13 protein-coding genes are annotated in these 11,231 nt (G+C 64.8%); 2 read left to right on the forward strand and 11 right to left on the reverse strand.

What is annotated here, in order from left to right:
* Positions 1 to 75: 75 nt before the first annotated feature.
* On the reverse strand, positions 76 to 792 hold the full coding sequence (locus AC1D00_RS10345) for a peroxiredoxin-like family protein (protein ID WP_477010600.1): 717 nt from the start codon (positions 790 to 792) through the stop codon (positions 76 to 78).
* The gene (locus tag AC1D00_RS10350; protein WP_477010601.1) at positions 770 to 1,051 is read right to left on the reverse strand and encodes a hypothetical protein; all 282 of its coding nucleotides are present in this window, start codon (positions 1,049 to 1,051) and stop codon (positions 770 to 772) included. The genes AC1D00_RS10345 and AC1D00_RS10350 overlap by 23 nt, the downstream gene beginning before the upstream one ends.
* Before the next feature lie 16 nt (positions 1,052 to 1,067).
* Here AC1D00_RS10350 and AC1D00_RS10355 point away from each other — a divergent pair, with 16 nt between their 5' ends.
* Positions 1,068 to 1,550 carry a cupin domain-containing protein gene (locus AC1D00_RS10355; RefSeq protein WP_477010602.1) on the forward strand — a complete coding sequence of 161 codons (483 nt, stop codon included), beginning with the start codon at positions 1,068 to 1,070 and terminating at the stop codon, positions 1,548 to 1,550.
* Positions 1,551 to 1,665: 115 nt separating this feature from the next.
* The gene (locus tag AC1D00_RS10360) at positions 1,666 to 2,868 is read left to right on the forward strand and encodes an MFS transporter (RefSeq protein ID WP_477010603.1); all 1,203 of its coding nucleotides are present in this window, start codon (positions 1,666 to 1,668) and stop codon (positions 2,866 to 2,868) included.
* Here the strand turns inward: AC1D00_RS10360 and ccoS are convergent.
* The 9 genes from ccoS to AC1D00_RS10405 all read right to left on the reverse strand — a co-directional run.
* Complete coding sequence (ccoS, locus tag AC1D00_RS10365; RefSeq protein ID WP_027546557.1) at positions 2,865 to 3,032, reverse strand: cbb3-type cytochrome oxidase assembly protein CcoS; 168 nt, start codon at positions 3,030 to 3,032, stop codon at positions 2,865 to 2,867. The two genes, AC1D00_RS10360 and ccoS, sit on opposite strands and share 4 nt — an antisense overlap.
* Positions 3,032 to 5,221 carry a cation-translocating P-type ATPase gene (locus tag AC1D00_RS10370; RefSeq protein WP_477010604.1) on the reverse strand — a complete coding sequence of 730 codons (2,190 nt, stop codon included), beginning with the start codon at positions 5,219 to 5,221 and terminating at the stop codon, positions 3,032 to 3,034. Before AC1D00_RS10370 ends, ccoS begins: the two co-directional genes overlap by 1 nt.
* Positions 5,222 to 5,232: 11 nt before the next feature.
* Complete coding sequence (locus tag AC1D00_RS10375) at positions 5,233 to 5,718, reverse strand: FixH family protein (protein WP_135178515.1); 486 nt, start codon at positions 5,716 to 5,718, stop codon at positions 5,233 to 5,235.
* Positions 5,719 to 5,733: 15 nt separating this feature from the next.
* Entirely contained in the window at positions 5,734 to 7,200 is a 1,467-nt protein-coding gene (gene ccoG / locus AC1D00_RS10380) for a cytochrome c oxidase accessory protein CcoG (RefSeq protein WP_477010605.1), read from the reverse strand.
* A gap of 111 nt (positions 7,201 to 7,311) precedes the next feature.
* Positions 7,312 to 8,184, reverse strand: coding sequence for a cytochrome-c oxidase, cbb3-type subunit III (ccoP, locus tag AC1D00_RS10385; RefSeq protein ID WP_477010606.1), 873 nt, complete (start codon positions 8,182 to 8,184; stop codon positions 7,312 to 7,314).
* Between the two features lie 6 nt (positions 8,185 to 8,190).
* Positions 8,191 to 8,355 carry a CcoQ/FixQ family Cbb3-type cytochrome c oxidase assembly chaperone gene (locus AC1D00_RS10390; protein WP_015687703.1) on the reverse strand — a complete coding sequence of 55 codons (165 nt, stop codon included), beginning with the start codon at positions 8,353 to 8,355 and terminating at the stop codon, positions 8,191 to 8,193.
* 13 nt (positions 8,356 to 8,368) lie between these two features.
* Complete coding sequence (gene ccoO, locus AC1D00_RS10395) at positions 8,369 to 9,103, reverse strand: cytochrome-c oxidase, cbb3-type subunit II (RefSeq protein ID WP_027546562.1); 735 nt, start codon at positions 9,101 to 9,103, stop codon at positions 8,369 to 8,371.
* A 12-nt stretch (positions 9,104 to 9,115) separates the two neighbouring features.
* Positions 9,116 to 10,765 carry a cytochrome-c oxidase, cbb3-type subunit I gene (gene ccoN / locus AC1D00_RS10400; RefSeq protein WP_271575299.1) on the reverse strand — a complete coding sequence of 550 codons (1,650 nt, stop codon included), beginning with the start codon at positions 10,763 to 10,765 and terminating at the stop codon, positions 9,116 to 9,118.
* 211 nt (positions 10,766 to 10,976) lie between these two features.
* A partial coding sequence (locus AC1D00_RS10405) for a CBS domain-containing protein (RefSeq protein ID WP_477010607.1) occupies positions 10,977 to 11,231 on the reverse strand: 255 nt, incomplete at its 5' end.

The raw sequence follows: 11,231 nt of genomic DNA on the forward strand, positions 1-11,231 counted from the left end.
CCCCTCACCGGTCTCGCCGCTACGCGGCGAGCCACCCTCTCCCACAAGGGGAGAGGGTAAGAAAAGTGCGCAGCCTCAGTTCTCCCGGCTCGCGCTCTCCAACGCCTCGAGCAGATCGTCGATCTCCATGCGCTTGCGGAAATCTGGATCGACGAAGCGCGCCTTGACGATGCCGTCGCGGCCGACCACGAACACCGCAGGGATCGGCAGCATCCAGCCGTCATTGCCGTGGAATTTCGCCATGTCCTGATAGGACAACAGTCTCTGGATCTCGGCGCCGAGCCAGATCGCGAGATTGAGCGACAGCGCATAGCCATTGTCGAGATCGGTCAGGATCGGAAATGGCGCACCGGAATCAGCCTTGAGCTGGCTAGTGTATTCCTGCGTCTCCGGCATGATCGCAACGATCTGCGCGCCCATCGCCTCGACGCGGTCCTGCGCCTGGACCACGGCGCGGACATTGAGCCGGCAATAGGGACACCAGTGGCCGCGGAAGAACATCACCACGACGGGGCCTTGCGCCAGCAGCGCGGGCAGCGTCACGAGACGCCCGCCCTCGTCAGGCAGCATGAATGGCGGCATCACATCGCCCGGACGCGGCGCGTTCTCCCCGCCGCCGTTCCCGTTCAATCGCGCCACCAGGCGATCGACCGCCTCGCCATAGGCCGGAAACACCTGGCGGCTTGCGTCGGCATACGCGAGGAGCTGCTCGTTCAGCGTTCCCTCCATCTCGCGGCAGCGCTGGAAGGCAAGCTTGAGCTGCTCGGCATCAGCTGGTGAGAGAGACGTCATCTTCCGCTCCGGCGTTCGAAGGACGAATATTAGGTTCCTGGTCCGGCCGTCCGCAAGGGGCGGCCGCCGCCAATCGGGCGCCCCACCATCGGACGCCGGATATCCCGAAAGCGGAAATGCCGATGCCCGATCGGTTCGATAGCCGCCGCGCATCGACATAGCGCTGGGCTATCGCGCCGAAAGCGAAACGGCATTTCACGACGGGCTCGCTCTCGACGAAGCTCCTGCCATAGCCGGCGACCAGCGAGGTTGCGGCCAACAGAGGAGACTTCCCCATGTCTAGGCATCACATGTTGTCGCGCGTAGACTTGTCCGGCCTTGCCGTTCTCGGCATGCTGACCTTTGCGGCGCAGCCGGCCTTTGCGGGCGAATGCCCCGCCGACAAGATGAAGCCAAATGCGCATCAGATGGTCGATTACAAGCCGGTCGGCGTCACCGACGTCACGCTCGGAGCCATCGATCTCGGCAAGCAGCCGGCGCATATCGAGGGCCGCGAGCTGCGCTTCCGGAAGCTCACCATCGAACCCGGCGGCATCGTGCCCTGGCACAGCCACGACGATCGCCCTGCCCTGATCTTCGTGCAGCAAGGCGAGATCGTCGAATACGCCTCCAACTGCGTCGATCCGATCGTGCACAAGGCCGGCGACATCCGCCCCGAGGTATCAGGCACCTCGCATTGGTGGAAGAACCTCGGCAAGGAGACGGTCATTCTCTATGTCGGCGACGTCCGCAGGGATCCCAACGATCATCATATGTAACGGGCACCCAGAGTGAGCCGTCGTTCCGGGGCGCGAAGCGAACCCGGAATCTCGAGATTCCGGGTCTGGTGCTTGCGCACCAGCCCGGAATGACAGATCAACGGAGAGCCGAGCCATGACCGATCTTTCCGCGTCGATCAAACCGACCGCGATGATGATGGATGAGCATTCCCCGGGCCTTGCGCTTCGTTCGCTCGTCATCGGCCTCACCGCCTTCCTGACCGTCGTCGATCTCTTCGCGACGCAGGCGATCCTGCCTTCGCTGACGCGCCATTACGGCGTCACGCCCGCGGCGATGGGCTTTGCCGTCAACGCCAGCACCTTCGGCATGGCGACGGCTAGCCTCGTCGTCGGCTTCTTCAGCCCGCGCATCAACCGGCGGACCGGCATCCTGCTCAGCCTCACGCTGCTGGCGGTCCCCACGGGCCTGCTGGCGACCGCGCCAAATCTTGCGGTCTTCACCGCCTTGCGGATCGCGCAAGGCCTGTGCATGGCATCCGCCTTCGCGCTCACCCTCGCCTATCTCGGCGAACAATGCAGCGCGATGGACGCCGGCGGCGCGTTTGCCGCCTACATCACCGGCAATGTCGCCAGCAATCTCGTCGGCCGGCTGATCTCGGCGGCGGTCGCCGACGGCCTCGGTCTCGCCTGGAATTTCTATTTCTTCGCGACGCTCAACCTCGCCGGCGCGGCGCTGGTCTATTTCACCATTCGACGCGCGCAGCCGATGCACGCCATGACGCCGGCGGGCCCGCCGCTTGTCGCCATGATCGCGCATTGGCGCAATCCGCGGCTGCGTGCAGCCTACGGCATCGGCTTCTGCATCCTGTTCGCCTTCATCGGCACCTTCACTTTCGTCAATTTCGTGCTGGTCCGGCCGCCGCTGTCGCTCGGCATGATGGATCTGGGCCTCGTCTATTTCGTCTTCCTGCCGTCAGTGGTCACGACGTTGCTCGCCGGCAGGGTGGCATCGCGGCTCGGGACACGGCCGACAATATGGGGCTCGCTCGCTGTGGCCGGACTGGGCCTGCCGCTGATGCTGGCGTCGCATCTGGGCGAAGTGCTCACCGGCATGGTCCTCGTTGGTGTCGGCACATTCTTCGCGCAGGCGGCCGCGACCGGTTTCGTCGGGCAAGCCGCCACCGACAACCGCGGCGTCGCCAGCGGGACCTATCTTGCCTGTTACTTCTTTGGCGGGCTCGTCGGCACGGCCGTGCTCGGGCGGCTGTTCGACAGCTTCGGCTGGCACGCCTGCGTCGCCGGTGTCGGCGTGGCCCTCGCGGCCGCCGCCATGCTCACATTCGCCCTCAAGCGCTAGCGCTTGACCGGAGCCTCCTGCGGCGGTTCGTCGTCGGCGATCGCGCGCCAGGCGGCGCCATCGAGATCGTCGTACTGGCCGCTTCTGAGCGACCAGAGGAAGGCGACGAGGCCGGCGCCTCCCAGCGCCAGCGCCAGCGGGACCAGGATGACCAGGATTTCCATCACACGATCTCCCGCGAGGCGCTGCGTGCGCGCAGCGAATTCAGCATGACCAGGATCGACGATCCGCTCATGGCGGCGGCGGCAATCAGCGGCGTCACGACGCCGCTGATCGCGACCGGCACCGCAAGGACGTTATAGCCGATGGCAAGCCAGAGGTTCTGCCGCATCAGGTGCAGCGCCTTGCGCGCGGAATCGATCGCGGCGACGACGGGCGCCAGCGGCCGGCCGAGGAAGACGAGATCGGCGGTGGCCTGGCTGAGATGCGCGGCCGAGATCGGCGACATCGAGACATGGGCCGCCGCCAGCGAGGGCGCATCGTTCATGCCGTCGCCGACCATCAGCACTCTTGCACCGCGCCGCTTCAATTCCTCGATCCGCGCGATCTTGTCGGCCGGCGTGACGCCGGCGCGCCATTCGGGAATGGAGAGCGCGTGGGCGGCGGCCTTCACCGCCGGCTCGCGGTCGCCGGAGAGGATCTCGATGCCGATGCCCCGCGCCTTCAGCGCCGCGATCACGGCCTGAGCGTCCGGGCGCAGGCCCTGACGCACCGAGAGGATGAATTTTTCGGCTCCCTTGCTGAAAGCCACGACCGACGCTTCAGGATCGAGCGTGGCGCCGCCGACCAGCGCCTCGGCGCCGCAGAAGGACGGACGGCCAAGGCGGATCTCGATGCCGTCGGCGACTGCGCGCACGCCCTGCCCGGCCTCCTCGACCGCACCGACGATCGGCGACCTGGCGCCGGCGGCCTGCGCCACCGCGGCGGCGACCGGATGATGGCTCGACAGCGCGAGCCGCCCGGCCAGTTCGAAGATGTCGGCGGGAATGTCAGCCGCGTTCATCACTTCGAGATCGGGCAGCGTCAGCGTGCCGGTCTTGTCGAAGATGACGTGGTCGGCTTCCGCCAGCCGCTCGATCGCATCGCCGGAATTGAGCAGCACGCCGGACTTGAACATCGCGCCCGAGGCCACCGTCTGAACCGTCGGAATCGCAAGCCCGAGCGCGCAGGGACAGGTGATGATCAGCACCGCAACGCCGGTGACGATCGCATCATGCCAGGACGCACCCGCGATGACCCAGCCCAAAATGGTGATGAGCGCGGTCGCATGCACCACCGGCGCGTAGAGCCGCGAGGCGCGGTCGGCGAGCCGCATGTAGCGCGAGCGTGCCTGGAGCGCGTTGTCGAGCAGCCGCGTGATCTCGGCGAGCAGCGTTGCTTCGGAAGCCGCCGAAACGCGCACCCGCAGCGTGCCGGAGATGTTCATGGAGCCGGCATAGACCGGCGTGCCCTGCTCGGCCGTGACATAGAGCGTCTCGCCGGTGATCAGGCTCTGGTCGATCTCGGAACGCCCCTCGATCACGGTGCCGTCGACCGCACAACGCTCACCGGGCCGCAGCAGCACGATGTCGCCAGGATTGATCACGGCGACGGGCACTTGTGAAATCTCGTCAGGCCCGACGAACCTGGCCGCCGTCTCCGCCTTCAGCGCGGCGAGATTGCCGGCGACCGCACGCGTCCGCCGCCGCATGTTCTGGTCGAGGAAGCGGCCGACCAGCAGGAACGTCAGCAGCATGATCGCCGCGTCGAAATAGGCGTGCTCGGCATGATGGATGGTTTCGACCACGGACATGCCGAGCGCGAGGATCACGCCGATCGAGATCGGCACGTCCATGTTGGTGGTCTTGTTCGACAGCGCGCGCCAGGCGGAGCGGAAGAACGGCTGGCCGGCATAGGCGGCCGCCGGCAGCGCGATCAGGGCCGACAGCCAGTGGAAGAAGTCGCGCTGCTCGGGCAGCATGTCCGAGACGTTGCCCGACCATACCGGGATCGACAGCATCATCACGTTCATGGTGGCGAACGCCGCAACCCCGAGGCAGCGCAGCAGGAAACGGGATTCGGCGACCTCCGCCACTTCCGCGCTCTCGGTCTCGAACGGATAGGCCTTGTAGCCGAGCTCTTCGAGCCGATCGATGAAACGGCTCGGGTCGAGCGTGCCCGCTTTCCATTCGAGCGCGACGCGGCGGTCGGTGAGGTTCACGCGCGCCAGCGTGACGTCGGGGATGACGGACAATCCGCGCTCGATCTTGGCCATGCAGCCGGCGCAGTGGACGCCTTCGACCGCGAGGTCGATGTGCTCGATACCCTCGCCCGCGCTCCGGACGTAGTGCGAGAAATCCCGCGTGACGTGCATGACGAAGTCCTTCAGTTCAGGATCACGCGGTTGCGCGACAGGAACACGCGCGTGCCGCGCGCTTCGCCTTCGATCACGAGATCCCACTGGCCCGGTGCAACGGCAGCGGCACTGCCGCGATAGATGCCTATGCCGGCCTCGGAGAGTTCGACCGCCAGATCAGCGCGCTTGTCGGTCGGACGCTCCAGGCGCCCGCCGAATTTCAGGCCGCTCATCGGCTGGCCGCTGGCATCGCGTGCCTCAACCTGAAGCACGGCGCCACCATCGGTACTGCGCTCGATATGGGCGTTGACCTTCCATTTACGTGCGGCCTGGTCCTGCGCCGCCGAGATCTCGCGATCATAGGTGAGACCCGCGGCATAGGGGCTGTCGACGTCGGTGCCTGGCAGCGTCGCGATCGCGAGCTTCATCATGGTCATGTTGACGCCAATCACGACGCCGAAGAAAGCGACCAGCATCAGGAAGACTTTTGTTCCGGTCAGCGGCTTGGAGGCCATGGCTGTCTCCTGATCCTAGGGCGCGACGAAATTGTCGGTGGCGGACGCGACCTCGCCGAGCCCGATATCGGTGACGTGGAAGTGAACCGGGATCGACTTCTCCGGATTGCCTTCCGCCGGCGCGGTGACGAGCAGGCGCAGCTCGCTTGTGGAGTCGCGGGGGATCACGATCATCGGCCTATCAGGCGTCACCGCATCGATGCYGATGACGTGAACCGTCAAATTGGCCGGACCGTTCGCGTCGATCGCGATGACGCGGTCGTAGCCGCTCTTGTTGAGCAGCCGAACCGTGTAGGCGTTGCGGATCGAGCCGTCGCTGAGCTTGACCGCGACCGGATTGCGGTCATGCAGCACGTTGACGTCGAGCAGGCTGCGGGTCGCGAGCGTATAGATCATGAAGCCGCCGACGGCCGCGATGATCACGCTGTAGACCACGGTGCGGGCCCGGACGATCCGGTAGATCGGCGCCTTGCCTTCCTGGCGGCGATGGATGTTGACGTCGTTGTCATAGCCGATCAGGCGCTTCGGCCGGCCGATCTTGGTCATCACGTTGTCGCAGGCGTCGATGCAGAGCCCGCACTGGATGCATTCCATCTGCGGTCCGTTGCGGATGTCGATGCCGGTCGGGCAAACCGCGACGCACTRGTAGCAATCGACGCAATCGCCGACCTGCTCGCCGAGCGCGCGCAGCTCGGCCGCCTTCTTGACCGAGGTGCGCTTCTCGCCGCGGTCGTAACGGTAGGTGACGTTGAGCGCCCATTCGTCGGTGAGCGCCGCCTGGATCCGCGGCCACGGGCACATGTAAGTGCAGACCTGCTCGCGCATGTAGCCGGCGAGCAAATAGGTCGTCGCGGTGAGGATGCCGATCCAGATATAGGCGATCATCGGTCCCTGGAAGGTCACGAGCTCCTTCACCAGGGTCGGCGCGTCGTTGAAGTAGRGCACCCAGGCACCGCCGGTCCACCAGGCGATCAGCAGCCAGATCGAATGCTTGAGCACGATCTCGGAGATGCGCTCGAGCTTCATCGGGTCGGACGATTTGTCCTTCTTCATCCGCTCGCGGCGGTCGCCCTCGATCAGGCGTTCGACAGCATAGAACAGGTCGGTCCAGACGGTCTGCGGACAGAGATAGCCGCACCAGATCCGGCCGCCGATGGAGTTCATCAGGAACAGCGCGACCGCGGCGACGATCAACAGGCCGGTGAAGTAGTAGACCTCCTGCGGCCACAGCTCGATGAAGAAGAAATAGAAGCGGCTGTTGGGCAGGTCGATCAGCACCGCCTGGCTCGGCGCGCCAAGGCCGCGATTCCAGCGCACGAAGGGCAGGAAGTAGTAAACGCCGAGGCAGAACGCCATCAGGCCCCATTTGATCCGGCGAAACGTGCCGGAGACGCTCTGGGGATAGACCTTCTTCCGGGCTGCGTAGAGGGGCCCGACGTCATCGTCCGATGTGAGGTCTTTCGGGTTCACGGTCTTGTTCATCACCTGAAACTTCTCGAGGGGGTGCGATTGAACCTAGACCCGACGTCGCTGCTTCAGTTGATCCAGCTCAAACGGGGGCACTTTTGTTCACCCCCGTTCGCTGCTGATCAGCTATTTTCCACCGCCCAGCGAGTGGACGTAGACCGCCATCGCCTTGATGGTGGCGGGATCGAGCCGCCCTTCCCAGGCCGGCATGACGCCGGCGCGGCCCTGGCTGATGGTCTCGATCAGGGCGACCTCGTCCGAGCCATAGAGCCAGATCTTGTCGGTCAGATCAGGCGCGCCCATCTCCTGGTTGCCCTTGCCGCCATCACCGTGGCAGGCGACGCAATTCTCGACGAAGATCTTCTCGCCCTTGGCCTTGTCGTAGCCCGCCCGGGTCGGCAGCCCCGACAGCGACCGCACGTAATTGGCGACCGTGACGATCTCGTCGCCCTTCAGCACGCCGTCCTTGCCGAAGGCGAGCATCTGGCCCTCGTGCGTCTTGGCATGACCGGAGCGGACCCCGAACTGGATGGTCTGCATGATCTGGTCGAGCGTGCCGCCCCACAGCCAGTCGTCGTCGTTCAGGTTCGGGAAGCCCTTGGCGCCGGCACCGCCGGAGCCGTGGCACGGCGCGCAATTGTCGCCGAACACGGTCTTGCCTTTCGCGCGCGCAAGCGCCAGCAGGGCCGGATCCTTCTCGATGTCTGCGAGCGGCGCCGCCGCCAACGCCGCCATCTTCTCACCGCGGAGCGCCTCGAGATTGGCGAGCTCTACTGCGAGGCTGGCGCGCGTCGAGTAGCCGAGCAGCCCGGTCGTATTGCTCGAAATCAGCGGCCAGGCCGGATAGACGATCCAGTAGCCGATCGACCAGACGATGGTGAGATAGAAGCTGATCACCCACCAGCGCGGCAGCGGCGTGTTGAGCTCCTTGATGCCGTCCCACTCATGTCCGGTCGTCGTCTTGCCGGAAACAGAATCGAATTCGCTATGATCGGTCATGGTCTCTCACTCCTCCCGCAACGGCAGGTGTGCTGCTTCGTCGAACGCAGCCTTGTTACGGGGCCAAAATGCGTAGGCGATGATCGCGAGAAAGATCGCGACGAACACCGGCGTCCAGATCGTGGTCACGAGACCGGACGCGAGATTGTCGAGTGTCAGGATGGCTTTCATCGTTGATGCCCTCTCAGCGAAGATTGGCTTTCTCGTTGTAGATCTTGAAGTCGACCAGCGTGCCGAGCATCTGCAGGTACGCGATCAGCGCGTCCATCTCGGTCGGCGTACCGGTCTTGCCGTCGAAGTTGCGCACGACGGCCTTGGCGTAGCGCTTGCTGAAGGCGTCGGAGCCGGCATTGTCCGGATCGGCCTGGGCCTTCAGATCGGCGCCCGCGTTGGCGATCTGGTCGTCCGTGTAGGGCACGCCGACGGTCCGGAGCGTACGCATGTGGTCGGCGATCGTGTCCGGATCCACTTCGGTTGCGCTGAGGAACGGATAGCCCGGCATCACCGACTGCGGCACGATCGCGCGCGGGTTGGTCAGATGGGTGACGTGCCAGTCGTCGGAATACTTGGCGCCGACGCGGGCAAGGTCCGGACCGGTGCGCTTCGAGCCCCACTGGAACGGATGGTCGAACATGCTCTCGGCGGCCAGCGAGAAGTGGCCGTAGCGCTCGACCTCGTCGCGCAGCGGCCGGATCATCTGCGAATGGCAGAGATAACAGCCCTCGCGGACGTAGACGTTGCGGCCCGCGAGCTCCAGCGGTGTGTACGGCCTGACGCCGTCGACCGCCTCGATCGTGCTCTTGAGGTAGAACAGCGGGGTGATCTCGACGAGGCCGCCGATCGCGATCACCAGCAGGATGCCGACGATCAGGATGATCGAGTTCTTTTCGAAGACTTGGTGACGTGTCCAGAACGACATTGCTTGAGCTCCTCATTCCGCCGGCTGAAGAGCGACGGGCATCTGGACTTCCGCTTCGCCGACGCGGACGGTCATCCAGAGATTGTAGGCCATGATCAGCGCGCCGATCAGGAACAGCCCGCCACCGGCAGCACGGATGACGTAGAAGGGATGCATCGCCTCGACGGTCTCGATGAAGGAGTATTCGAGGAAGCCGAGCGAGGTGTAGGCGCGCCACATCAGGCCCTGGAGGATGCCGGACACCCACATCGCCGAGATGTAGAGCACGATGCCGAGGGTCGCGACCCAGAAGTGCCAGTTGACGAGCTTCAGGCTGTAGAGGCCCTTGCGATTCCAGGCCCACGGCACCAGGCAGTAGAGCGCGCCGAAGGAGACGAAGCCGACCCAGCCGAGTGCACCGGAGTGCACGTGGCCGATGGTCCAGTCGGTGTAGTGGCTGAGCGAGTTGACCACCTTGATCGACATCATCGGGCCTTCGAAGGTCGACATGCCGTAGAAGGCGACGGAGACCACGAGCATGCGCAGCACGGGGTCGGTGCGCAGCTTGTCCCAGGCACCCGACAGCGTCATCAGGCCGTTGATCATGCCGCCCCAGGAGGGCATCCACAGCATGATCGAGAAGGTCATGCCGAGCGTCTGCGTCCAGTCGGGCAGCGCCGTGTAGTGCAGATGGTGCGGACCTGCCCAGATGTAGAGGAAGATCAGCGCCCAGAAGTGGATGATCGACAGGCGGTAGGAATAGATCGGCCGCTCGGCGCGCTTGGGGATGAAGTAGTACATGATGGCGAGGAAGCCGGCGGTCAGGAAGAAGCCGACCGCGTTATGGCCGTACCACCACTGGAACATCGCATCCTGGATGCCGCCCCAGGCGACGTAGGACTTCGAGCCGAACACCGAGACGGGAAGCGCGGGGTTGTTGCCGAGATGCAGCACCGCGATCGTCACGATGAAGGCCAGATAGAACCAGTTCGCGACGAAGATGTGCGGTTCCTTGCGCTTGATGATGGTGGCGAGGAAGACGAGCAGATAGACCACCCAGACGATGGTCAGCCAGAGATCGGCGTACCATTCCGGCTCGGCATATTCCTTCGACTGGGTCACGCCGAGCAGATAGCCGGTGCCCGCGACCAGGATGAAGAAATTGTAGCCGACCACGACGAACCAGGGCGCGAGGTCGCCGGCAAGGCGCACGCGGCAGGACTTCTGCACGACGTAGAAGGATGTCGCGATCAGCACGTTGCCGCCGAAGGCGAAGATCACCGCGGAGGTGTGCAGAGGACGCAGGCGGCCGAAACTGATCCAGGGCAGATCGAAGTTCAGCGCAGGCCAGGCCAGCTGCGAGGCGATGATGAGGCCGACGAGGAAGCCGGCGATGCCCCAGAACATCGCCATGAAGGAGGAGAACTTGATCGGCCCCATGTTGTAGTTGGGACGGCCGTTGATCTCCGCCGGCGGCAGCGCCGCCGGGCGCTCGAAGTAGCGGTTGACGATGCAGAACACCGCAGCCACGCTCGCCGCCGCGCTGAGCGCGGCGTGGAAGGCGAAGGGTGCATCGAGCGCCTTGGCCGCGGCGATCACGCAGAGGAAGGCGGTGGCTGCGAACACGACAGCCAGGCCGCTTTCACCTGATGTCATGGATTTGGAGATGGAGGGCTGGCTCATCGCGGATTCTCTCTGAAAGAACACAGCGCCAGAAACCACATCCACCCTCGCGGGGAATTGATTGAAATCAAGCTAGGTGGATTTCTGTTAATGTGAGGCTGATCGCGGATCAGAGAGCCACATCAATCGCCTGCGGCCGGCGCCGCGCACGCGGTGGCCGATTGCTTCCGTGAAATCACGGAGTTTGAAATCGCGGGAACTGGAGGCGCTGTCAGTCGCGCGCCGTCGCCTTGAGCGCCGCGATGACGTCCTCGCGGGCGATGATGCCGACCAGCTTCTGCGCGCTGTCGAGCACGATGATACTCCTGATGCGATGCTCGACCATGATCTGGAGCACGCGCGTCAGCCGCGTATCGGGGCTGACATAGATGAACTCCGGCGTCATGACGTCGCCGGTCTTGCGGCTCATCAGGTCATGATAGCGCGGCAGCATCTGGCTCGGCGTGAAGGCGAAGCATTTCAGGAT

The organism is Bradyrhizobium sp. P2_E8 (assembly GCF_056403875.1).